The following is a 21586-nucleotide window of genomic DNA, read 5'->3' on the forward strand; positions in this document are numbered from 1 at the left end:
CTTTCCACGCTCTGCAACAGATCCCGGGCCGGGCTCGGCCGTCCCGGGATGATTGCTGGGTCAGCTCGAAATGCGCGCGTCCGCCACCGCCTTCTTGAACAGCGCATTCATGGCGTCGGCGATGCCCTGTGTCGGCGACACCTCGAAATAGAAGCCGGGCGAAGCGCAGGCCTGCATGTTCTGCGCGATCTCGCTGTTCGGCGACGGGCCGAACGGCCCTTTGTTGAAGGGATCGATCCAGCTCATGTACCAGCTGTTGGTCGGCAGCTGCAGATAGGTCGTATAGAGCACCGCGATCTTGATGCCGCGGTTCTTCAGCGTGGTGCAGAGCGCCGGGTTGATCGGCGACTGGCAGCGATTGCCGCTTGCCTTGGGCTTCAGGCACGCCGCATTGCTTTCGTCGGCAACGCCGTCGGACACGAAGAACAGATATTTCAGCGGTGATCCCGTGGTGCCATCGCCCGGCGTCGAGATCTCATTGTTGACGGCCGGAAAGACCGCCGTGAACGGCGTGTCCTTGTCGGCGGTATAGGCATCGTTGTTGCCGTAGACGCCCATCAGGTCGATATTTCCTGCGGCACTCTTGGCGCTCGACAGATTGGCCGACAGCGCGAACAGAGCGCGCAGGCCGATCGTCTTCGACGCCGCGCCGAAATCATAGATCGCCATGCGGAACTGATTGGGATAGGTCTGGGTCTGCGTGGCCGTATCCATCAGCTGCTGGGTGGCGCTGCGCAGAACGTCGATCCGCGTCGTGACGCCGATGCTCTTCGCGAGATTATAGAAGTTGTTCGAATCGTTGTAGTCGTGGCAGGCGAAGGCACAATAGCGATTGCTGCCATACTTCGCATCCGAGGTCGCGTTGACCATCTTGGTGACGTCGTCGGGCGTCGCCGCCACGCCCATCGAAGGCGAGTTGTCGAGCAGCAGATAGAAGTCGATATATTTCGGCATCGAGGCGGTCGCCTTCGACATGCCCTGCAACGTCATCGTCTTGATCCCGACGATGTTCATGAACATCATCGGCACGCTCGCCGAGAACGACACGGTTGCGGTCAGTACCGAGCCGGTCTTCTTCACCTCAGGCGTGACGCTGTTCAGCGTGTAGCCGGTGGTGCCGTTCATGTTGCCGTTGAAGATATTGCGGGCATCGTCATTGCCGGCAGTGATGATGCCGTCCGCGGTCATCGCGCCAGCGGCGATGAAGGCCGGCGACGTCCGCGACACCGCTCCGACCGAGGCGGCGTCCACCGCTGATTGCAACTTGGCGCGCAGCTGGTTCGCCCGGCTGTAATCGACGCCGCAACCGACCGCCGTGATCAGCGGCACGCAGACGATGGCGAACGTCACCGCGACGTTGCCCTGGATGTCGCTGCGGAAGCGGGCGAGCAGACTCGATAACATGCGCATGAAGGATGCCTAACGAACCATGATGGGGTCACGGCGTTCTCCCGTGAAAATACGCATGGGCCGATTAAGGTTGGCTTATCTCAATCGTGGAAACACGGCACGAAACCGCCTAGGTTAAGATTCCCTCAACAGACGCAGCTCACGCATGCGATCATGCCGTGATGCGTTGCCACCTCGCCCGACCGGATCATGCCTGACTTGAAACTCACCCTCGTGGTCGCCTGCGCGCTGGTCGATGCCGACAATCGCGTCCTTCTGGCCCAGCGCCCCGCCGGCAAGGCCCTGGCCGGACTCTGGGAGTTTCCCGGCGGCAAGCTCGAGCCCGGCGAACGGCCGGAGGCCAGCCTGATCCGCGAGCTCGACGAGGAGCTCGGCATCACCGTGCGCGAAGCCTGTCTGGCGCCGCTGACCTTCGCGAGCCACGCCTATGAGACATTCCATCTGCTGATGCCGCTCTACATCTGCCGGCGCTGGGAAGGCGTGGTGACCGCGCGCGAGGGCCAGCAATTGGCCTGGGTGCGGCCCAACAAGCTGCGCGACTATCCGATGCCACCGGCGGACATTCCGCTGCTGCCGCATCTGATTGATCTGTTGCTGTGAGGCACGGCGATTTGCCTATCCCCAGTCGTCATGCGCGGGCTTGACCCGCCTGCGGGGCCGAAGCCCCTTCGGCGCGGCGAAGGCCCGCGCATCCATCAGTTCCGAAGACGATGGATCGCCGGGTCAAGCCCGGCGATGACGAGCAGTGCGATCATTCCCGCGGCGTTCGCTTCACCGCCGCCTCCAGGCTTGCCGTCGCCGAGCCCGGCTTCAGCGGCTTCTGCTGGCTTTCATGCGGCGCCCAGCCGGAGATCCAGATGATATCGAAGGTGGCGCGGATGCGGCCATCGGCATCGGCGAAGCGTTCGGAATAGATCTCGGCCATACGCAGCAAGGTGGCGCGGCGCAGCGGCGTGCGGCGGCGCTCGACCAGGCTGTTGGCGGCCCCCATGCGGCGCAGATCATGCATCAGCCCGAACGCGCTGGCATAGCGGACGACGACACGATCGACGTCCGTGACCGGCAGCGCAAAGCCGGCGCGCTGCAACAGGCCGCCAATGTCGCGCAGATCGGCGAACGGCGCGACGCGCGGCGAGACGCCGCCCTCGCATTCGGCCTCGGCGGCGGCAAAGGATTGCCTGAGCTCGGTCAGCGTATCGCCGCCGATCATCGCCGCGAGCAACAGCCCATCGGGGCGCAAGGCGCGGCGGATCTGCGCGAGCACGCCGGGGAGATCATTGACGAACTGGAACGCCAGCGCCGACAGCGCGAGATCGAGCGAATGCGGCGCCAGCGGCAGCGTCTCATCGGCCGTCTCGGGTGCCGCGAGATGCACCAGCTGCGCCATAGGGTCCGTCAGAAGCGGCTTGAGGCCGGCGCCGGGCGTCCACACATCGGCGGCTGCCGTAAAGGACCGGTTCACCGCGGCAAGCCGATCTCCGAGATCCTCGGCGACGCGCTCCAGCAGGAACGTCTCCGGCGCGCCTGCTGCCCGGCGCTGCCTCAGCGCAAGCAGGCGTCGATCGAACAGAACGGGAGCGGTGGCAGGCTGGGTCATGGCGGCTGGTTACGACGATCCTGCCGACCGGGCAATGCGCGCTTGAGCCAAACCAAGTGCGCGGCTAGCCTCAATGCATGGGCCTCAACTTTGCTCCGATCAGCATCAGACGACTCGGTCCTGCCGCCCATGCGGCGCGGGGCGCCTTCGCCCACATCGCCAAGCTCGCGCTCGACATTGCCCTGCCGACTCTTTGCATCTCCTGTCGCGAGCCGGTGGATGGCGAAGGCGTCTGCGCGGCGTGCTGGGGCAAATTGTCGTTCATCGAGCGGCCCTACTGCCCGAAGCTCGGCATCCCCTTCGTGTACGATCCCGGCCCCGAGTTGCTGTCGATGGAGGCGATCGCGGCGCCGCCGGCCTATGCCAAGGCGCGCGCCGCCGTGCGCTATGACGAGGTCGCGCGCACCCTGGTGCATCAACTGAAATATCAGGATCGTACCGATCTGGCGCCGATCATGGGGCGCTGGATGGCGCGCGCGGGCCGCGAACTGCTGGCGGATGCGGATCTCCTGGTCCCCGTGCCGCTGCACTGGCAGCGCGGCTTCAGCCGCCGCTACAACCAGTCCGGCGCGCTGGCGCGGGTGATCGCCCGCTGCAGCGGCGTCAGACTCCAGGGCGATGCGCTGCGCCGCGTCCGGGCCACCGCGCAGCAGGTCGGGTTGTCGCGGTCCCAGCGCAGCAGCAATGTGCAGGGTGCATTCCAGGTATCCCCAGACCGTCTGCACGAGGTGCAGGGGCGCCGCATCGTGATCGTCGACGATGTCCTGACCACCGGCGCGACGGTCGATGCCTGCGCCCGCGCGCTGCTGCGCGCCAAGGCGGCCGAGGTCAGCGTGCTGGTCTTCGCCCGGGTTGTCGATGCGCCCCGCGCTCCCATATAATCCAACGTTCCGTAACAGCTGAGCGCGACATGACCGCTGCGATTGAAATCTATACCCGTCCGGGGTGCGGCTACTGCACCGCTGCCAAATCGCTCCTGACCCGCAAGAACGTCCCTTTCACCGAGCACGACGCGGGCAAGGATCCGACGATCCGGCAGAAGATGTATGATCGGGTCGGACCCGGCTCGACCTTTCCGCAGATCTTCATCGGGACGACCCATGTCGGCGGCTGCGACGATCTCTATGCGCTCGATCGCGAAGGCAAGCTCGACGCCATGCTGGCCGGAGAGACGACATCATGAGCAATGACCGCAGCTTTACCGCCGCCATGGTGCAGATGCGCACCGCGCTGCTGCCCGAGCCGAGCCTCGAGCAGGGCACCAGGCTGATCCGGGAAGCGGTCGCGCAGGGCGCCGAATATGTTCAGACGCCCGAAGTGAGCAACATGATGCAGCTCAACCGGACGGCATTGTTCGCGCAGCTCAAGAGCGAGGAGGACGATCCCTCGCTGAAGGCCTATCGCGCGCTGGCCAAGGAGCTGGGTATCCATCTGCATATCGGATCGCTGGCGCTGCGCTTCTCGGATGAGAAGGCGGTGAACCGCTCGTTCCTGATCGGGCCCGACGGCACTGTGCTGGCGAGCTACGACAAGATCCACATGTTCGACATCGACCTGCCCGGCGGCGAGAGCTATCGCGAATCCGCCAATTACCAGCCCGGCGAGACCGCCGTGATCTCGGATCTGCCGTGGGGCCGGCTGGGACTGACGATCTGCTACGATGTCCGCTTCCCGGCGCTGTATCGCGCGCTGGCCGAGAGCGGCGCCTCCTTCATCAGCGTGCCCTCGGCCTTCACCCGCAAAACCGGCGAGGCGCATTGGCACACGCTGTTGCGCGCGCGCGCGATCGAGACCGGCTGCTTCGTGTTCGCCGCCGCGCAATGCGGCCTGCACGAGAACAAGCGCGAGACCTTCGGACACTCGCTGATCATCGATCCCTGGGGCGAGATCCTCGCCGAGGGCGGCGTCGAACCCGGCGTCATCGTGGCGCGGATCGACCCGGCGCGCGTCGAGACCGTCCGCCAGACCATCCCTTCGCTGCAGCATGGCCGCCGGTTCGGCATCGCCGATCCCAAAGCGGGGCCGGATTATCTGCACCTGGTGCGGGGCTCGGCATGATCCGCTACGCCTTGCGCTGCGAGCGTGATCATACGTTCGAAAGCTGGTTTCAGAGCTCCTCGGCTTACGAGTCCCAGGTGAAGCGCAAGCTGGTGGAATGCCCGACCTGCGGCTCGACCAAGGTCGAGAAGGCGATCATGGCGCCGCGCATCGTCAGCAAGAAGGGCCGCGACGCTGCGCCGGTGCCGGCCGCCCCGGTGCCCGCGCCGGCCCCGGAGGTGATCCCGCCCGGACCGACCTCGCTGTTGATGGCGCAGGAGCGCGAGCTGCGCGCCAAGCTCAAGGAGCTGCGCGACCATATCGTCAAGAATGCCGACGATGTCGGCGAGCGCTTCCCGACCGAGGCGCGCAAGATGCATTACGGCGAGACCGAGCACCGGCCGATCTATGGCGAGGCGTCCATCGAGGAAGCGCGCGAACTGATCGAGGAAGGCATCGAAGTCGCACCGATCCCGGTGCTGCCGGATGATCGGAACTGAGGCGAGGCGCGTCGATCATCAGCGGCGCATTCAGTTTTGCGTTCCGTCAATTCGCACTTCGTCATTGCGAGCGCAGCGAAGCAATCCAGAGTCCCGCCCGCAGCCCTGGATTGCTTCGCTGCGCTCGCAATGACGGTCGAGACAGTTCGGCTTGAACGACGACCGTTTTCCGCGAGATGACGATGTCTCCTCTCTCCTCCTCCTGGCAGCTCTGGGCGCTCCTCTCGGCATTCTTCGCCGCGCTCACCGCAATCTTCGCCAAGGTCGGCGTGGAGGGCATCAACTCCGATCTCGCGACGCTGATCCGCACCGCGATCGTGCTGGTGACGTTGGCGCTGATCCTGTTCACGACCGGCCAGCTCACGAGTCCCGGCCCGATTTCCACAAAGAGCTGGATCTTCCTGACCCTGTCCGCGCTCGGTACCGGCGCGTCCTGGCTGTGCTACTTCCGCGCCCTGAAGCTCGGCCCCGCCACATTGGTGGCACCGATCGACAAGCTCAGCGTCGTGCTGGTCGCCCTGTTCGGCGTCGTCTTTCTCGGCGAGCGCCCCAGCCTGCAGGGCTGGATCGGCATCGGGCTGATCGCCTGCGGTGCCGTGCTGATCGCCATCAAGAGCTGAGGGCTGACTACACCGCGATCAGCAGCGCCACGCCGCCGACGATCAGCACGATGCCGCAGACCTCGCGCAGCGACACTGGCTGCTTGAACGAGTAGTAGGACACGCCCTGTGCGAACAGCACCTCGACCAGCGCCAGGGTGCGGACGTTGGCCGCCGCCGTCAGCGCAAAGGCCAGGAACCAGAATTGCGAGGCGAAGGCGCCGATGAAGCCAGCCATCATCGATGGCCGCCACAGCGACAGGATGCCGCGCAGGATGTCCGGCGCGCGCGCCAGCAGATAGATGGTGAGGATCGCCGTCTGCGCGAACAGGCCCCAGACCAGCGTGGTCGACGCCGCGGTGACGAAGGAGACGCCTTGGACGTTGATGATGGCGCCACGAAAGCCGACCGCCGAGAGCGCAAACGCCGCCGCAGCCACCAAACCGGTGACGGTCGGCTTCAGCTCCGCAAAGCTCTTGTCGCCACCGGGCCGCAGCGCGGTGATCACGACGCCGATGGTGGCGATCAGGATCGCAATCACCTTCGGCAGCGAGAGCGGGTCGCCGAGAAAGACAAAGCCAAAGATGGCGGTCTGGATCGCCTCCGTCTTCAGATAGGCCGTGGTCACCACGAAGGACCGGTCGGTCATGGCCAGCAACATCAGTCCGGTGCCGACGATCTGGCTGAGCGCGCCGAGCAGCAGCCACGGCCAGAACAGAGCCGGAGGCCAGCGCAGATGGTCCCCCGTGGCCAGCAGCACCGCGGCCAGGAACACCAGCGAGAACGGGAAACCGAACAGGAAGCGGATATTGGTCGCGCCCCAGGTGCCGAGCTTGGCCGTCAACGAGCGCTGCATCGCATTGCGCGCGACCTGACCGGCGGCAGCGACCAGCGTGAAGGGAATCCAGAGCGAGGCGACGGACAACATTCGGGGCGACTGCGCGGCGGTGAGGGACGGCCACCGTGACCAGCGGGGCGCGCCGGGTCAACCGTGCAGGCGGAAATTCAGCCGCATGTCAGGATTGCAGATCGCGGCGGGATGGCCGGCCAAACTCGGGTCGCTATGGTACAATCGCGCTACAATGACGGTGTCGTCCCTGCGAACGCAGGGACCCATAACCACCGGCTCCCGTTGTTCTTGGGCGGTCCCTCCACGCGATGGTGTGGCCATGTACTACGTCTATATTCTCGCCAGCGGCCGAAGCGAACGGCCGGGCTACACCATCTGCTCGGCGACGACCATGTAGTTCACGTCCATGTCGGTCGACAGGCTCCAGCGGTCGGCGAACGGGCTGTAGACGACGCCGCTCTGCTCGGTGATGACGAGGCGATTGTCGAGCAGGTATTTCGTCAGCTCATCCGGGGTGACGAATTTGCTCCATTCATGCGTTCCGCGCGGCAGCCAGCGCAGCACATATTCGGCGCCGACGATGGCGAGGGCAAAACTCTTCCAGTTGCGGTTCAGGGTCGAGACCACCATCATGCCGCCCGGCTTCAGCACCGCGGCACAGCGGCTGAGGAAGGCGCCGACGTCGGTGACGTGCTCGACCACCTCCATCGCCAGCACGATGTCGAAGCGCTCGCGCGGATCCATGTCCTCGATCGTGGTGCAGCGATAGTCGATCGACAGATGGCCCTTTTCCGCGTGCAGCCTGGCGGCGACAATGTTGCTGGGCGACGGATCGACGCCGACGACCTGGGCGCCCAGCCGCGTGAATGGCTCGCACAACAGGCCCGCGCCGCAGCCGATGTCGAGCATGCGCAAGCCCGACAGGCAGTTCAGGCTCTTGGCATTGCGCTCGAATTTCCGGCAGGCGGCATCGCGAATATAGGTCAGGCGCAACGGATTGATCTTGTGCAGGGGCGCCATCTTGCCCTTGGGGTCCCACCAGGTCTCAGACAGTTTCGAGAACTTCGCGATCTCGGCCGGATCGACGGTCGAGCCCGGAGGAACGGAGGTGCTGTGGGAATCCTGAGGCATTGTCATCGCTGAATACTCAATGATCTGACCTGACGCGTCGTATCGGCCTAACGCGCGGTGATGGCGTTGCGGAACGCCAGCGGCTCGGCAATGGTCGAGATGGTCTCCCTGCCCTCACCGACACCCAAGATGGTGACGTCGCCGTAATTGAGAAGCCGGCCCATGATGGTCTGGTTGACGTCGACGCTCTCGACCTTGTCGAGGGCCATTTCGAAGGTCCGGCGGCGGATGAAGCCGGTTTTGTGGACGACCCGGCGGTTGGTGACGTCGGTCTCGGTGGTCAGCCGGTGGAACCAGGCGCGGACCGTCCAATACAGCGCGACCACGGCGATGACGGCGGCCGAAGCCAGGCAGAGCATCGTCAGATTATCGTTGACGGTCGTGCGGGACAGGATGACCAGCGCGAAGGCCACGATCCAGGCGCCGATGGCGGGCAGGTAGAACATCCAGTGTGCATTGGTGGAATACAGCACCTTCTCGCCGGGTTGCAGGATTTCGTCGATGTAACGCGCCATACTCCGCCTCTAGCCCACTCCAACACCACCAGGAACCGTCTTGCCCCGGGCCGCGCCGCTATGTATACGCGCGTTTCGGCTGGCGCGCCTCCGGTTTCGCGCAGGGCCGGTCAACTTATCCTCCTGATGGGAATGGGCGCGTCGTCATGGGTCGCCTCGTGCTGAAATTCGGCGGCACCTCCGTCGCCAACATCGACCGCATCCGCAATGTCGCCCGCCACGTGAAGCGCGAGGTCGACGCCGGCCACGAGGTCGCCGTCGTGGTCTCGGCGATGTCCGGCAAGACCAACGAACTGGTCGCCTGGTGCACCGAGGCGTCGCCGATGCACGATGCGCGGGAATATGACGCCGTGGTGGCCTCGGGCGAGCAGGTCACGTCCGGCCTGCTGGCCATCGTGCTGCAGAGCATGGGCATCCAGGCCCGCTCTTGGCAGGGCTGGCAGATCCCGATCAAGACCAGCGACGCGCATGCTTCGGCGCGCATCGTCGACATCGACGGCTCCGAGCTGATTCAGCGCTTCCAGGAGCGCAAGGAGGTCGCGGTCATCGCCGGCTTCCAGGGCATCAATCCCGCCACCAATCGAATCACCACGCTGGGCCGCGGCGGCTCCGACACCTCGGCGGTCGCGATCGCCGCCGCCATCAAGGCCGACCGCTGCGACATCTATACCGACGTCGACGGCGTCTACACCACCGATCCCAGGGTCGTGCCGAAGGCCAAGCGGCTCGACAAGATCGCCTTCGAGGACATGCTGGAACTGGCCTCCCAGGGCGCCAAGGTCCTGCAGGTCCGTTCGGTGGAACTGGGCATGGTCCACAACATGCCGATCTTCGTCCGCTCCTCATTCGACAAGCCCGAGGATATCGACCCGCACGCCAAGCAGCCGCCGGGGACGCTGATCTGCAGCGAGGAACAAATCATGGAAAATCACGTCGTGACCGGCATCGCCTTCTCCAAGGACGAGGCCCAGATCTCGGTGCGCCAGATCGAGGACAAGCCCGGGATCGCCGCCTCGATCTTCGGGCCGCTGGCCGATGCCAACATCAATGTCGACATGATCGTGCAGAACGTGTCGGAAGACGGCAAGACCACCGATCTGACCTTCACGGTGCCGGCCACCGATTATAACCGGGCCCGCGAGACGATCGCGGCGGCCAAGGACAAGATCGGCTACCAGCGCCTCGATACCGCGACCGACGTCGCCAAGGTCTCGGTGATCGGCTCGGGCATGCGCAGCCATGCCGGCGTCGCCGCCAAGGGCTTTGCGGCCCTGGCCGCCCGCAACATCAATATTCGCGCGATCACGACCTCCGAGATCAAGTTCTCGGTGCTGATCGACGCCGTCTATACCGAGCTGGCCGTCCGCACGCTGCATACGCTCTACGGATTGGACCAAGCCTAGAATAATCTCCCCCGTCGCGCCCGATGTCCCGTTTCGCAACAGCGGGACATCGCGCAGACGTGCGCGAAAGCGGTTGACGCCGCCCTCCTTGGCAGGCGTTTTGCTTGGCAAAACAAGCCCTAATTCGCTATACGCCTCGCAGGATGGCTGCCGCGAAGTGTGCTCAGTGATGGTTGTCCTGATTCGAACCGGCACTCTTGGCGTGCTACAGCTGCGAATCAAGAAAGCTGTTCGATTTCGCGAGTTTAGCGCCAGATCCCGGCTCCGCGCCGGGCTGGCCCCAGGAAGGGGGATTGTGCCACATGCGAAGCACGTCGGGAGGCCCCCGCGTCCTGCTCAGACGGCTTCGCGAGACCATGGCGGAGCAGGTCTCGGCACAGGAGCGGCTCGACAAGATCGTGGTGCTGATCGCGGCCAACATGGTCGCGGAGGTCTGCTCGGTCTATGTGCTGCGCGTCGACAATACGCTCGAACTTTATGCCACCGAGGGTCTGAACCGCGACGCCGTCCACATGACGGTTCTGAGTGCGCATGAAGGCCTGGTCGGCCTCGTCGCCAGCGAGGCGACCCCGCTCAATCTGAGCGACGCACAGAATCACCCGGCCTTCTCCTATCGCCCGGAGACCGGCGAAGAGATCTACCACTCCTTCCTCGGCGTGCCGATCCTGCGCGCCGGCAATACGCTCGGCGTGCTGGTGGTGCAGAACCGCGCCAAGCGCACTTATGTCGAGGAAGAGGTCGAGGCGCTGCAGACCACCGCGATGGTGCTCGCCGAGATGATCGCCTCCGGCGAGCTCGCGGCGCTGGCGCAGCCCGGTGCCGAGCCGGCGGTCCGGCATTCGGTCCACAAGACCGGCGCCGTGCTGTCCGACGGCATCGCGCTCGGCCATGTCGTGCTCCACGAGCCGCGCGTCGTCGTCAACAATTACATCGCGGAGGACCTGCCGAAGGAGATCAAGCGGCTCGATGCCGCGCTGGTCAAGCTGCGCGCCGATCTCGATCGCATGCTGGAACGCGGCGACGTCGCCGATGGCGGCGAGCATCGCGAGGTGCTCGAAGCCTATCGCATGTTCGCCAACGACCAGGGCTGGTCGCACAAGCTGCATGAAGCGGTCGCGACCGGCCTCACCGCCGAAGCCGCCGTCGAGCGCGTGCAGTCCGACACCCGCGCCCGCATGCTGCGTTCCACCGACCCTTATTTGCGCGAGCGCCTGCACGATCTGGAAGATCTCGGCTATCGGCTGCTGCGCCAGCTGGTCGGCCAGGACCACGCACCGAGCCGTGAGCACCTGCCGGACAATGCGATCCTGATCGCGCGCGCGATGGGCCCCGCGGCGCTGCTCGACTACGACCGCAAGCGGCTGCGTGGCCTGGTGCTGGAGGAAGGCACCGCCAACTCGCATGTCGCCATCGTCGCCCGCGCGCTCGGCATTCCCGCCGTGGGCGAGGTGCCGAATGCGCCGGGCATCGCCGATCCCGGCGACGCCATCATCGTCGACGGCACCTCCGGCTCGATCTATGTGCGGCCCTCGGCCGAGATCGAATCGGCCTATGCCGAGCGGGTGCGTTTCCGCGCCCGCCGCCAGGCGCAATATAGCGAGCTGCGCAACAAGCCCTGCGTCACCAAGGACGGTCAGCCGGTCGAGCTGATGATCAATGCCGGCCTTGTCATCGACCTGCCGCATATCGAGGACACCGGCAGCGCCGGTATCGGCCTGTTCCGCACCGAGCTGCAGTTCATGGTCTCAGCCAGCCTGCCGCGCTCGAGCGACCAGCTTGCGCTGTATCGCAGTGTGCTGGACGCCGCCGGCACCAAGCCGGTCACGTTCAGGACGCTCGACATCGGCGGCGACAAGGCGCTGCCTTACATGGAGACCGTGATCGAGGAGAACCCGGCGCTCGGCTGGCGCGCGATCCGACTCGGGCTCGATCGTCCGGGCCTGCTGCGTGGTCAGATCCGGGCGCTGCTGCGCGCTGGCGGCGGCCGCTCGCTGCGCATCATGTTCCCGATGATCTCGGAGGTCGCCGAGTTCGACACCGCCAAGGCGATCGTCGAACGCGAGCTGACCTATCTGCGCCAGCATGGCCATACGCTGCCGGAGCGCGTCGACATCGGCACCATGCTTGAAGTGCCGGCCCTGCTTTATCAGCTCGACGAGCTGCTCTCGAGGGTCGACTTCATCTCGGTGGGTTCGAACGACCTGTTTCAGTTCCTGTTCGCGGTCGACCGCGGCAATGCCAAAGTGTCCGAGCGTTTCGACACGCTGTCGACGCCGATCCTGCGGGCCTTGCAGCAGATCGTGCGCAAGGCCAAGGCCGCCAAGCGGTCGGTGTCGCTGTGCGGCGAGATGGCCTCCAAGCCGATCGGCGCGCTGGCGCTGATCGCGCTCGGCTACCGCTCGCTGTCGCTGTCGGCCACCGCGCATGGGCCCGTCAAGGCGATGATCCTCGAGCTCGACGCCGCCAAGGCGGAGGCGAAGATGGCGGAATGGCTGGCCGCGCCGGCGGGCAGCCTATCGATGCGGCAGAAGCTGACCGAGTTCGCCGAGAGCGAAGGCCTGGCGTTGTAGCGGGCTTGCCTCGCGTCCGCTCCGCCTGAGCCCCATATTCCCTATTGCCGTCCTGAGATCGCACGATGTCGTCGCTCCCCGAAGCCAAACTGGATGTCCTGCTCGCACACCACGCCTCGCTGGAGGCGGAGCTGCTCGGCCAGGTCAATTCCGACCGTTACGTGCAGATCACCCGCGAGCTCGCCGAGCTCAATCCGCTGATCGAGGCCGTGAAGGCCTATCGCGCCGGCGTGAAGGAGCTCGCCGACACCGAGGCGCTGATCGCGGACCCGGCCACCGATGCCGAGATGCGCGCGATGGCCGAGGCCGAGCGCGACGAGCTGATCGCGCGCCGCGGCGAGCTGGAGCAGAAGATCCGCGTCGCACTGCTGCCGAAGGACGCGATGGACGACCGCAACGTCGTGCTCGAAATCCGCGCCGGCACCGGCGGCGACGAGGCCTCGTTGTTCGCCGGCGACCTGTTCCGCATGTATGAGCGGTTCGCCTCCCTGCAGGGCTGGAAGGTCGAGGTGATCTCGGCGTCCGAGGGCACGGTCGGCGGCTACAAGGAAATCATCGCCGAGGTGCAGGGCCGCGGCGCCTTCGCCAAGCTGAAATTCGAATCCGGCGTGCACCGTGTGCAGCGCGTGCCTGACACCGAGACCCAGGGACGCATCCATACCTCGGCCGCGACGGTTGCCGTGCTGCCCGAGGTCGAGGAGGTCGACGTCGACATCAAGCAGGACGATTTGCGCATCGAGACCATGCGCGCGCAAGGCGCCGGCGGCCAGCACGTCAACAAGACGGAATCGGCGATCCGCATCACCCACATCCCGACCGGGATCGTCGTGATGATGCAGGACAGCCGCTCGCAGCATAAGAACCGGGCCTCGGCGATGAACATCCTGCGCTCGCGGATCTACGATGCCGAGCGCCAGAAGGTCGACGCGGCGCGCTCTGCCGAGCGCAAGGAGAAGGTCGGATCGGGCGACCGCTCGGAGCGCATCCGCACCTATAATTTTCCGCAAGGACGCGTCACCGACCACCGCATCAATCTGACGCTCTACAAGCTGCCGCAGGTGATCGCCGGCGAAGCGCTGGGCGAACTGATCGACGCGCTCACCACCGAGCACCAGGCGGCGCAGCTCGCGGCGCAAGGCGCCGCGGCGTGACGAGCGTCCGAACGCTGTTGTTCGTCTCGCGGCATTGTCGCGACAACCACGGTGTCGTCCCGGCGAGGGAACCTTGGCGATGACCGAGATCGTCGCCGGCGCGACCATCGACTCGGCCCGGCGTATGCTGGCGTCGCGCTTGTCTGCTGCGGGTCTCGAGTCGCCGGAGCTCGATGCGCGGCTGCTGGTGGGCCATGCGCTCCAGCTCGACCTCACCGGCCTCGTCATGCATGGCCAACGCGCGCTCTCTGCCGCCGACATTACATGGCTTGAGGCGCTGATGCAGCGCCGGCTTGCCGGCGAGCCAGTGGCGCGCATCCTTGGCACCAAGGAGTTCTGGGGCCTGGAGCTGCATTTGTCGGCCGATACGCTGGTGCCGCGGCCGGACACCGAGACCGTGGTCGAACTGGCGCTGGAGCATCTCGCCGCCGGCGGCGACCTGAAGCGGCCGCTGCGCATCGCCGATCTCGGCACCGGCTCCGGCGCCATCCTGCTGGCGCTGTTGTCCGAGCTGCCGGCGGCTTATGGCGTCGGCACCGATATCAGCCACGCGGCGCTTCAGACCGCACGGGACAATGCGCGGATCCTCGGGCTCGGCGATCGCGCCGGCTTCATCGCCGGCTCCTATGCCTCGGCGCTGTCGCCGCCCTTTGACCTGATCGTATCGAACCCGCCCTACATTCCATCGCGAGAGATCGATGATCTCGCCATCGACGTCCGCGCTTACGACCCGCTGCGCGCGCTCGATGGCGGCGCGGACGGGCTCGACGCCTATCGGGCGCTGATCCCGCAGGCTGCGCAGCTGCTGCAGCCGGGCGGCACGCTCGTGGTGGAGGTCGGTCAGGGCCAGAGCGAGGACGTCGCAGAGCTGATGAGGGCGGCCCGGCTGGCGATCGACTCGTCGGCCATCAAGGCCGATCTTGCCGGTATTCCACGCGCCGTCAGGGGTCTAAAAAAGGTCCGCTGAAGGCCCGTAATTGCAGAAAAAGCTCTTGGAATATCCCCCGGGAGCGACTACGTTCCGCTCATAGCATCGGCGCAGGCCCCGCTGAGCGGTATTCACGGAACACCGCTGCGGAGAGATACCAGAGAGCCGCGCCGGGCGATTGGTTCCAGAACGCAGATCTGTTGAGCGCGAGAGCCGGATGGCTGCGCAGCCCGCGACTGCAAAGCGAACGAAAGCCTGACTTTGCACTTGACGTCTTACGCTAAGCAAACTGGGTCTGTCGTGGCGCATGTCGCGCACGCGGGCTGAATGACGTGGTTCGCCGGCCGAACGGGCTGGTGGGTGGGGAACGCGTTTTGAACGCGCTTTTGTCGAGAGAATCGGCTGTCGATCAGATCGGCACGGGTCGGAACCGGCATGAGCCGGGCCAGCCCCTTTGGACCGCGCAAGATGCGGCCAAATCCGCTGCGGTATTTCAATACGGTATCGGTATTCCGATGACAATCAGTGGTCCTAACGCAGGGTTGGAATAAAGGCAGGACATGAGAAACGGTCAGAACAACAAGCGGATGCGCAACCGGAATAGCGGTAACAATAATAATAACCGGCGCGGCCAGAACCCGCTGACCCGCGTGTTCGAATCCAACGGGCCGGACATCAAGATCCGCGGCACCGCCTCCCATGTGGCCGAGAAATATGTCCAACTCGCCCGCGACGCCCGCTCCTCGGGCGACCCGGTGGCTGCCGAGAACTACTACCAGCATGCCGAGCACTATTTCCGCCTGATTGCCGCCGCCCAGGAGCAGTTCCGCCAGAACCAGCCGCAGCAGCCGCGCAATACCGATGACCTGACCGTTGACGATCTCGATGACGAGGGCGAGAGCTTCTCGCATTTCGGCCAGGAGCCCGGTTTCGTTCCCGCGCAGCCGCAGCCTCAACCGTTCATGCGCGAGGGCGGCCAGCGCGAGCGCGGCGACAACCAGCCTCCCTATCAGCGCGATCAGCAGCCGCGCGAGCACAGGGAAGCGCGTGAGCCGCGCGAACCTCGTGAGCACCGCGAACCCCGTGAGCATCGCGAGCCCCGGGAGCATCGCGAGCCTCGGGAGCATCGCGAGCCGCGCGAGCATCGCGAACGGGAGCCGCGCGAGCACCGCGAGCGTCCGCAGCCAGCCCAGTATCAGCCGCAACCGCAGCCGCAGCCGGTGATCGCCGATAGCGGGGTCGACCGCCTGCCGTCCTTCATCACCGGCCCGCAGCCGCAGATCGCCAATGCGCCGGCGGCGTTCGAAGGTGCCGCTGAGCGCTATCCGCGTCGGCGCCGCCGCCCGCATGGTCCGCGTCCGGAAGCAGCCGCTGCCGCGCCGGCCCCGAGCGAAGACCTCAATCCGGGCGAGTAATCGATCAGGACCACTGTTGAAGAAGCGGGTGGGCGACGAGCCCGCCCGCTTTTTTTGCGGCGGCAACAAACAGCTTCTACCGGTCGCGCGGGGACGGAGCAGTTCCTTCCCGGCTCGACCCTTGGGTTGACGGCGACGGCGCCAGCACCGGCTCGAGCCGCGGGATCAGCCTGATGCGCTCGCGCCGGGCGGGGATCACCCGATAGACCTGCTTGGTCGCCTCGACGATATGGACCCCGGCAAACGGCAGCGACAACGCGGCGCCGACCCGCTCCCAGGCCATTGCCGATTTCAGGAACCAGCCGCCGATCGGCGGCATGAACAGCGCTTCCCCCCAGGCGCTGGGCGTGAACCAGGTCTGCCGCAGCAATTGCGTGATCTGGGAGCGCGAATAGGGGCGGCCATGACCGAACGGCGTGTTGTCGGTCCGCGTCCAAACGCCGCGCCGGTTCGGGATGACGATGATCAATCGTCCGGAGGGCGCCAGCACGCGCCAGACTTCGCGCAGCAAGCCGGCCGGATCGTCCGACATTTCGAGGGCATGCACGATGAGAATGCGGTCGACAGCGGAATCCGGCAGCGGCAGCGAGAACTCGTCCACCAAAGACGCAAGCGTCGGGCGCGCCGTCGGCCATTTCAACACGCCCTGCGCCGCCGGCATGAAGGCGATGCAGCGCTCGGAATCTTCCCGAAACAGTCCGAGATAGGGCGTGGGATAGCCGATGCCGAGCACGCGCTGTCCCGCCGCGCTCGGCCAGCGCGCGCGGATGCCGCGGTTGATCAACAGCCGCGCGACGATGCCAAGGCGACCCGAATAGAAATTCCGCAGATCGATCACGTCCATCGCGTCAATGTACCATGCTCGAGGACGTTGCCGCCCGCCCAATATTGCGTTGCGCCTGCAACGTTAACGCCATATCTCTGCCGACTGGAGACCCGGAGACCGCCCGCAACGTCGTGCCCGGCCTCCCCCGACCTCTGACAGCAAGCGCCACCCCCGCGCTCCCGCCCAGGTACCGCCGACGGAGACATCATGGCCGCCGACATCCGCGTCTTCACCTGCCTGTCCGACAATTTCGGCTATCTGATCCATGACCCGGCCACCGGCGCCACCGCGTCGGTCGACGCGCCCGAAGCTGGTCCGATCATCCGCCAGCTCGAGGCTGCCGGCTGGACCCTGACCGACATTCTGATCACCCATCATCACCACGACCATGTCGGCGCGGTCGCCGAACTCAAACAGAAGTATGGCTGCCGGGTGGTCGCGCCGCATGACAAGACGACCGCGATTGCCGATGTCGATCTGCGCGTCGGCCATGGCGACGTCATCAAGGTCGGCGAGTTGCTTGCCCGCGTGCTGGAGACGCCCGGCCATACGCTTGATCACGTCTCCTACGTGTTCGATGCCGACAAGGCGGTGTTCGCGGCCGACACGCTGTTCTCAGTCGGATGTGGCCGGGTGTTCGAGGGCACCTATCCGATGATGTGGGACTCGCTCTTGAAACTGCGGGCGCTGCCGGACGATTTCAGGCTGTATTGCGGCCACGAATACACCGCCTCGAATGTGAAGTTCGCGTTGACCGTCGACGGCGACAACGAGGCCCTCAAGGCCCGCGCCGCCGAGGTGACGCGTTTGCGCGCCGCGAACGAGTCGACAATTCCGTCTCTGCTCGGGGACGAGAAGCAGACCAACGTGTTCCTGCGCGCCGACGACCCGGCCGTCGCCATCAAGCTGCGGATGAAGGGCGCGACGGCCGAGCAGGTGTTCGGTGAATTGCGCGAGCGCAAAAACAAGTCCTGAGCCGGAACGTCCCCGATGACCGCCTTGTCGGCCGCCGACATCATCGCACGCCTTGGTCTGCAGCCGCATCCTGAAGGCGGGCATTTTCGTGAGACCTTCCGTGATCCGGCTTTGAATGCCGCCGGGCGCGCCGCGTCGACCCTCATCTACTTCCTGCTCGCCCGCGGCGAGCGCTCACATTGGCACAGGGTCGATGCGGTCGAGACCTGGCACTTCTATGCCGGCGCGCCGCTCACTTTGCGGATCGCTGCCGCCGGACAGCCACCGCGCACGACGACGCTCGGCATTGACCTCGCTGGCGGCCAGGAGCCGCAGGCGGTGGTCCCGGCTCATGCCTGGCAAGCCGCCGAGAGCACCGGCGACTGGACCCTGGTCGGCTGCACGGTGGCACCGGGATTCGAATTTGCCGGATTCGAGCTCGCGCCGCAGGGCTGGGAGCCGTCGATGTAGATCCGCTGTTTGCGGACGATCCGTTCGCAACGTGCGTTCGCCGACCGGATCATGCTCCGGACTACGCAGCGCCGGCGCCGGCGAGCTTGCCTTCGGACGGCTCGGCCAGACGTTGGCGCTCCCTGGTCAGGAAGCCGAGCACGGCGTCTGCCGGCATCGGCTCAGCGAAATAATAACCCTGAATGTAGTCGGCCCCGAGCCGGCGCAGGCTGTCGAGCTGCTCCTTGGTCTCGACGCCCTCGACGACGCACGAAATCTCCATGTCGGCGCAGAGGCCGGTCAGCGACTTGATGATCTTGTGGCTGATCGGGTTGGCGTTCACGTCATGGACAAAGCTGCGATCGACCTTGAGCTTGTCGAGCGGCAACCGGTGAACGTGGCTGAGCGAGGAATAGCCGGTGCCAAAATCATCCAGGGAGATCCCGCAACCGATGGCTTTGAGCGCTGAGATCGACTGCTCGGCATGAACGAAATCGAAGGTCACCGCGGTCTCGGTGATCTCGAACTCGATGCGCCGTGGCGGCACACCGCTGGCGTGAATGACGGAGATCAGCGGCAGAATGCCGTCAGGCGAGCAGATGTCATGCGCCGACAGATTGAAGGACATCCGGATGTCCTCCGGCCAGGTCCGCGCCGCAGCCAGCGCCTTCACCAGCAGGACGCGCGTCAGCGTGCGGATGACTCCGATGCGCTCGGCAGCCGGAATGAAAGCCGACGGCGAGACCAGGCCCAGCTTGGGACTGCGCCAGCGTGCGAGCACCTCGAAGCCCGTCGTGCGCGCGCTCGCGGCGTCGACGATGGGCTGGAACGCCAGCTCCATTTCGCGCTCGAAATCGGCGGCAAGCAGCAGATGCTCGATCACGTTGCGGCTGCGGATCTCCGCCTCCAGCTCGCTCGAGAAGATCACCGTCTGGCCGCGCGCATGGCGCTTGGCATGATACAGCGCATAGTCGGCGCATTCGTACAACGCATCGGCGGCGGTCGCGGAGCGAGGATACAGCGCGAAACCTGTCGAGCACGACACTCCCGTATGCGCCGTATCGAGCTCGTAGGGCAGCTGGATCCGCTCGGTGATTTGTCGTCCAAGCGCGAGAAGCTCGTCATCCTCCGGATCGCCCGCGACGATCAGTCCGAATTCATCGCCACCGAGCCGCGCGAGATGCACGTTGTCGCCCACGCTGTCGCACACGTCGCTGATCCGGCGCGCAGCCTCGATCAGGACGCGATCGCCGACGCTATGGCCGTAGGTGTCGTTGACGGGCTTGAAGCCATCGAGATCGATGATGCCGACCGCGAGCCGCGTGCCGTCCCGCTCGGCGTCCTCGAAGGCTTGCGCAAGCTCCGAGAAGAAGCGACGGCGATTGGGAAGATCCGTCAACGAATCGAGATTGGCGAGACGGAAGTTCTCGTCCGACAGCGCCTGGGTCGCGGCCTGCTCGGCCAGCAGAGACTTGCGACTGGCGACCAGCGCGGCGAAATCCCGGTAGTAGATAAAGAGCACGATCACCATCGCGCACGAGACGAGCAGCTGATTGACTGCAATTGCACGCAACGCGTGGACGCCGGTGGACATGAAGAAGATCACATAGGGCACGATCACCACGAGCGTGACGATCAGCGCGGCCGATCGCAGATGCATCAGGCAGAAGATGATGCCGATGACCGTGACGGCCATGTAGAAAGCGACCTGCCCCTTCGCGAACGGATCGCCATAGGGAAACAGCGCGAACGACCAGGCGACGAACAACGCTCCGATCGGCCCGGCGATTCGATTGGTGACGCGCAGCTTGTGCAGAATCTGATCGCTGCTGGCTCCGACATCGCGCTGGCGCAACCACCACAGCATGCGAAAGCCGGTCAGCGCCGACAGCAGCGCCGGGACCGCCATCGTCAGCCATATCGGCGCCAGCGGCAGGAACGTATAAGCGAGGGCGAGACTGTTGGTGATCAGAATGAAATAGAGCAGCGGCACCTGTTTGGAGAACGCCTGGAACTGCGCCCGCGTCAGCTCGGGCTGGTCTGGAGGCACGCGAAACAAGTCCGCAGCGCGAGCGAAATAGCCCCTCACATCCGGCATCCGCTGCCCCGTCATCAGCACTATTGCTTGCGGAGTTTTGCCCGTGACGGGTAAAGGGCGCGTTAGGTGCCAGCACTGGCCGCATCGACGGACGGTTGCGAACTACCGCCACACCGGCTCGTGCCGCCCCACCGTTAAGCTTGCATCAAGGATGGCACCGGATTCGCGAACGCGACGGCGGCCTTGAGCCGAGCCGAGCAAAGCGTTGCGCTATCGGCCACGCAGACGGAACATGTCCTTGGCTGCGACCAAACCTCCACCGGCGATCAGCAAGGCCGCAACCGCGATCGCGGCACTCGGCCGGGCGTAGCCGCCGAGAATCAGGAAAGCCGTCGACAGCAGCGGCGTCGCATAGGAGGCGGCGCCGAGCACGCGAATGTCGCCGCGCTTCATGCCGATGTCCCAGGCGTAGAACGCCGCGCCCACCGGGCCTATTCCGAGGCCGATCACCGCAAGCCATTGCGCTGGAGTGCCGGGCCACACCGTGCGCTCGATCGCAGCGTGAACAATTGCCGCGAGCAGCGACGTCGCAAGGCAGAAGCCGGCCACGGCCTCCGTCGGCACCGCCTTCAGCCGCCGCGACAGCACTGAATAGATCGCCCAGACGAACGCAGCGACGAAAGCCGCCGCCAGCCCCGGCAGCTGGCTCGCCGCAAAGCTCGCGCCATTGCCGACGAACAGCAGCACAGTTCCGACCAGGCCCAGGGCGGCGCCGATGACATGATGGATCGCCAGCCGCTCGCCGGGCAGAAAGGCCGAGAACAGCACGATGAGCAGCGGCCAGAGATAGTTCAACAGGCCGGCCTCGGCCGGTGGCGCGAAGCGCAGCGCCAGGAAGTACAGCGCGTGATAGCCGAACAGGCCGCCGACGCCGACGGCCCATGCGGCTGCCGGCTGCCGCAGCAATTGCAGCGCCTGGGGCTTGCGCAACAATGTCAGCAGGCCCACGGCGCCGCCGATCGCGAAGGTCATCGCGGCAAGCTGGAAAGCCGGGATGGTACCCGTTGCAACGGTCATGACGGCGAGCAGCGACCACATCAGGATCGCCGCCAGACCAATGAGGGTGGCTGTGCGTTGAGACATCCGGCCGGCTCCGTCGCGGCCGGCTCAGGCCGGCCATTCACGCCGATGCCCGCATCGAGCAATCGCAGA

Annotated in this window: 21 protein-coding genes; 13 read left to right on the top strand and 8 right to left on the bottom strand. The window is 65.7% G+C overall.

Annotation, left to right across the window (positions count from 1 at the left end):
* Positions 1–60 precede the first annotated feature (60 nt).
* Positions 61–1410, bottom strand: a complete 1350-nt coding sequence (locus BBTA_RS35520; RefSeq protein ID WP_012047329.1) for a TadE/TadG family type IV pilus assembly protein — start codon at positions 1408–1410, stop codon at positions 61–63.
* A gap of 189 nt (positions 1411–1599) precedes the next feature.
* On the opposite strand from BBTA_RS35520, the gene BBTA_RS35525 reads away from it, so the two are divergent.
* Positions 1600–2010, top strand: coding sequence for a (deoxy)nucleoside triphosphate pyrophosphohydrolase (locus tag BBTA_RS35525; RefSeq protein WP_012047330.1), 411 nt, complete (start codon positions 1600–1602; stop codon positions 2008–2010).
* Between the two features lie 151 nt (positions 2011–2161).
* Here BBTA_RS35525 and BBTA_RS35530 read toward each other — a convergent pair whose 3' ends face one another.
* Positions 2162–3007 carry a methyltransferase domain-containing protein gene (locus tag BBTA_RS35530; RefSeq protein ID WP_012047331.1) on the bottom strand — a complete coding sequence of 282 codons (846 nt, stop codon included), beginning with the start codon at positions 3005–3007 and terminating at the stop codon, positions 2162–2164.
* Positions 3008–3084: 77 nt separating this feature from the next.
* Between BBTA_RS35530 and BBTA_RS35535 the strand changes: the two genes are divergently transcribed.
* The 5 genes from BBTA_RS35535 (at position 3085) to BBTA_RS35555 (ending at position 6164) form a co-directional block, all read left to right on the top strand.
* Entirely contained in the window at positions 3085–3888 is an 804-nt protein-coding gene (locus BBTA_RS35535) for a ComF family protein (protein WP_012047332.1), read from the top strand.
* A 29-nt stretch (positions 3889–3917) separates the two neighbouring features.
* Complete coding sequence (gene grxC, locus BBTA_RS35540; protein WP_012047333.1) at positions 3918–4190, top strand: glutaredoxin 3; 273 nt, start codon at positions 3918–3920, stop codon at positions 4188–4190.
* Positions 4187–5065, top strand: coding sequence for a carbon-nitrogen hydrolase family protein (locus tag BBTA_RS35545; RefSeq protein ID WP_012047334.1), 879 nt, complete (start codon positions 4187–4189; stop codon positions 5063–5065). Before grxC ends, BBTA_RS35545 begins: the two co-directional genes overlap by 4 nt.
* Positions 5062–5544 (top strand): DUF1178 family protein, encoded by a 483-nt coding sequence (locus BBTA_RS35550; protein WP_012047335.1) that lies wholly within the window; start codon positions 5062–5064, stop codon positions 5542–5544. The genes BBTA_RS35545 and BBTA_RS35550 overlap by 4 nt, the downstream gene beginning before the upstream one ends.
* A 182-nt stretch (positions 5545–5726) precedes the next feature.
* Positions 5727–6164, top strand: a complete 438-nt coding sequence (locus BBTA_RS35555) for an EamA family transporter (RefSeq protein WP_012047336.1) — start codon at positions 5727–5729, stop codon at positions 6162–6164.
* A 7-nt stretch (positions 6165–6171) separates the two neighbouring features.
* On the opposite strand, the gene BBTA_RS35560 is transcribed toward BBTA_RS35555, so the two are convergent.
* From BBTA_RS35560 to BBTA_RS35570, 3 genes are all read right to left on the bottom strand, one after another.
* Positions 6172–7071 (bottom strand): EamA family transporter, encoded by a 900-nt coding sequence (locus BBTA_RS35560; RefSeq protein ID WP_012047337.1) that lies wholly within the window; start codon positions 7069–7071, stop codon positions 6172–6174.
* Between the two features lie 288 nt (positions 7072–7359).
* Positions 7360–8124: a bifunctional 2-polyprenyl-6-hydroxyphenol methylase/3-demethylubiquinol 3-O-methyltransferase UbiG gene (gene ubiG, locus BBTA_RS35565; RefSeq protein WP_012047338.1), complete on the bottom strand. Its 765-nt coding sequence runs from the start codon at positions 8122–8124 to the stop codon at positions 7360–7362.
* 47 nt (positions 8125–8171) lie between these two features.
* Entirely contained in the window at positions 8172–8639 is a 468-nt protein-coding gene (locus BBTA_RS35570; RefSeq protein ID WP_012047339.1) for a PH domain-containing protein, read from the bottom strand.
* A 146-nt stretch (positions 8640–8785) separates the two neighbouring features.
* Between BBTA_RS35570 and BBTA_RS35575 the strand changes: the two genes are divergently transcribed.
* The 5 genes from BBTA_RS35575 to BBTA_RS35595 all read left to right on the top strand — a co-directional run bounded on the left by BBTA_RS35575 (position 8786) and on the right by BBTA_RS35595 (position 16106).
* Positions 8786–10042, top strand: coding sequence for an aspartate kinase (locus BBTA_RS35575; protein WP_012047340.1), 1257 nt, complete (start codon positions 8786–8788; stop codon positions 10040–10042).
* A 302-nt stretch (positions 10043–10344) separates the two neighbouring features.
* The gene (ptsP, locus tag BBTA_RS35580) at positions 10345–12612 is read left to right on the top strand and encodes a phosphoenolpyruvate--protein phosphotransferase (protein WP_012047341.1); all 2268 of its coding nucleotides are present in this window, start codon (positions 10345–10347) and stop codon (positions 12610–12612) included.
* Between the two features lie 65 nt (positions 12613–12677).
* Positions 12678–13763: a peptide chain release factor 1 gene (gene prfA / locus BBTA_RS35585; RefSeq protein WP_012047342.1), complete on the top strand. Its 1086-nt coding sequence runs from the start codon at positions 12678–12680 to the stop codon at positions 13761–13763.
* A gap of 79 nt (positions 13764–13842) precedes the next feature.
* Positions 13843–14730 carry a peptide chain release factor N(5)-glutamine methyltransferase gene (gene prmC / locus BBTA_RS35590; RefSeq protein ID WP_012047343.1) on the top strand — a complete coding sequence of 296 codons (888 nt, stop codon included), beginning with the start codon at positions 13843–13845 and terminating at the stop codon, positions 14728–14730.
* A gap of 521 nt (positions 14731–15251) precedes the next feature.
* Positions 15252–16106 carry a DUF4167 domain-containing protein gene (locus tag BBTA_RS35595; RefSeq protein ID WP_012047344.1) on the top strand — a complete coding sequence of 285 codons (855 nt, stop codon included), beginning with the start codon at positions 15252–15254 and terminating at the stop codon, positions 16104–16106.
* A 76-nt stretch (positions 16107–16182) separates the two neighbouring features.
* On the opposite strand, the gene BBTA_RS35600 is transcribed toward BBTA_RS35595, so the two are convergent.
* Positions 16183–16950 (bottom strand): class I SAM-dependent methyltransferase, encoded by a 768-nt coding sequence (locus tag BBTA_RS35600; RefSeq protein ID WP_012047345.1) that lies wholly within the window; start codon positions 16948–16950, stop codon positions 16183–16185.
* A gap of 189 nt (positions 16951–17139) precedes the next feature.
* Here BBTA_RS35600 and gloB point away from each other — a divergent pair, with 189 nt between their 5' ends.
* Entirely contained in the window at positions 17140–17907 is a 768-nt protein-coding gene (gene gloB / locus BBTA_RS35605) for a hydroxyacylglutathione hydrolase (protein ID WP_012047346.1), read from the top strand.
* 15 nt (positions 17908–17922) lie between these two features.
* Positions 17923–18357, top strand: a complete 435-nt coding sequence (locus BBTA_RS35610) for a cupin domain-containing protein (protein ID WP_041751118.1) — start codon at positions 17923–17925, stop codon at positions 18355–18357.
* Positions 18358–18418: 61 nt separating this feature from the next.
* Here the strand turns inward: BBTA_RS35610 and BBTA_RS35615 are convergent, their stop codons facing one another.
* Both BBTA_RS35615 and BBTA_RS35620 read right to left on the bottom strand, forming a co-directional pair.
* Positions 18419–20434 carry a bifunctional diguanylate cyclase/phosphodiesterase gene (locus BBTA_RS35615; RefSeq protein WP_012047348.1) on the bottom strand — a complete coding sequence of 672 codons (2016 nt, stop codon included), beginning with the start codon at positions 20432–20434 and terminating at the stop codon, positions 18419–18421.
* 210 nt (positions 20435–20644) lie between these two features.
* The gene (locus BBTA_RS35620) at positions 20645–21517 is read right to left on the bottom strand and encodes a DMT family transporter (RefSeq protein WP_012047349.1); all 873 of its coding nucleotides are present in this window, start codon (positions 21515–21517) and stop codon (positions 20645–20647) included.
* Positions 21518–21586 lie beyond the last annotated feature (69 nt).

Source organism: Bradyrhizobium sp. BTAi1 (assembly GCF_000015165.1).
Taxonomy (GTDB): domain Bacteria; phylum Pseudomonadota; class Alphaproteobacteria; order Rhizobiales; family Xanthobacteraceae; genus Bradyrhizobium; species Bradyrhizobium denitrificans.

What these genes read in the sequence shown, in the direction of transcription:
- BBTA_RS35555 (WP_012047336.1), top strand. Translation starts at nt 5,727, where the DNA reads ATGTCTCCTCTCTCCTCCTCCTGGCAGCTCTGGGCGCTCCTCTCGGCA.
- BBTA_RS35570 (WP_012047339.1), bottom strand. Translation starts at nt 8,639, where the DNA reads ATGGCGCGTTACATCGACGAAATCCTGCAACCCGGCGAGAAGGTGCTG.
- gloB (WP_012047346.1), top strand. Translation starts at nt 17,140, where the DNA reads ATGGCCGCCGACATCCGCGTCTTCACCTGCCTGTCCGACAATTTCGGC.
- BBTA_RS35595 (WP_012047344.1), top strand. Translation starts at nt 15,252, where the DNA reads ATGAGAAACGGTCAGAACAACAAGCGGATGCGCAACCGGAATAGCGGT.
- BBTA_RS35550 (WP_012047335.1), top strand. Translation starts at nt 5,062, where the DNA reads ATGATCCGCTACGCCTTGCGCTGCGAGCGTGATCATACGTTCGAAAGC.
- BBTA_RS35535 (WP_012047332.1), top strand. Translation starts at nt 3,085, where the DNA reads ATGGGCCTCAACTTTGCTCCGATCAGCATCAGACGACTCGGTCCTGCC.
- ubiG (WP_012047338.1), bottom strand. Translation starts at nt 8,124, where the DNA reads ATGCCTCAGGATTCCCACAGCACCTCCGTTCCTCCGGGCTCGACCGTC.
- grxC (WP_012047333.1), top strand. Translation starts at nt 3,918, where the DNA reads ATGACCGCTGCGATTGAAATCTATACCCGTCCGGGGTGCGGCTACTGC.
- prmC (WP_012047343.1), top strand. Translation starts at nt 13,843, where the DNA reads ATGACCGAGATCGTCGCCGGCGCGACCATCGACTCGGCCCGGCGTATG.
- BBTA_RS35620 (WP_012047349.1), bottom strand. Translation starts at nt 21,517, where the DNA reads ATGTCTCAACGCACAGCCACCCTCATTGGTCTGGCGGCGATCCTGATG.
- BBTA_RS35530 (WP_012047331.1), bottom strand. Translation starts at nt 3,007, where the DNA reads ATGACCCAGCCTGCCACCGCTCCCGTTCTGTTCGATCGACGCCTGCTT.
- BBTA_RS35610 (WP_041751118.1), top strand. Translation starts at nt 17,923, where the DNA reads ATGACCGCCTTGTCGGCCGCCGACATCATCGCACGCCTTGGTCTGCAG.
- BBTA_RS35545 (WP_012047334.1), top strand. Translation starts at nt 4,187, where the DNA reads ATGAGCAATGACCGCAGCTTTACCGCCGCCATGGTGCAGATGCGCACC.
- BBTA_RS35600 (WP_012047345.1), bottom strand. Translation starts at nt 16,950, where the DNA reads ATGGACGTGATCGATCTGCGGAATTTCTATTCGGGTCGCCTTGGCATC.
- BBTA_RS35560 (WP_012047337.1), bottom strand. Translation starts at nt 7,071, where the DNA reads ATGTTGTCCGTCGCCTCGCTCTGGATTCCCTTCACGCTGGTCGCTGCC.
- BBTA_RS35520 (WP_012047329.1), bottom strand. Translation starts at nt 1,410, where the DNA reads ATGCGCATGTTATCGAGTCTGCTCGCCCGCTTCCGCAGCGACATCCAG.
- BBTA_RS35615 (WP_012047348.1), bottom strand. Translation starts at nt 20,434, where the DNA reads ATGCCGGATGTGAGGGGCTATTTCGCTCGCGCTGCGGACTTGTTTCGC.
- BBTA_RS35575 (WP_012047340.1), top strand. Translation starts at nt 8,786, where the DNA reads ATGGGTCGCCTCGTGCTGAAATTCGGCGGCACCTCCGTCGCCAACATC.
- prfA (WP_012047342.1), top strand. Translation starts at nt 12,678, where the DNA reads ATGTCGTCGCTCCCCGAAGCCAAACTGGATGTCCTGCTCGCACACCAC.
- BBTA_RS35525 (WP_012047330.1), top strand. Translation starts at nt 1,600, where the DNA reads ATGCCTGACTTGAAACTCACCCTCGTGGTCGCCTGCGCGCTGGTCGAT.
- ptsP (WP_012047341.1), top strand. Translation starts at nt 10,345, where the DNA reads ATGCGAAGCACGTCGGGAGGCCCCCGCGTCCTGCTCAGACGGCTTCGC.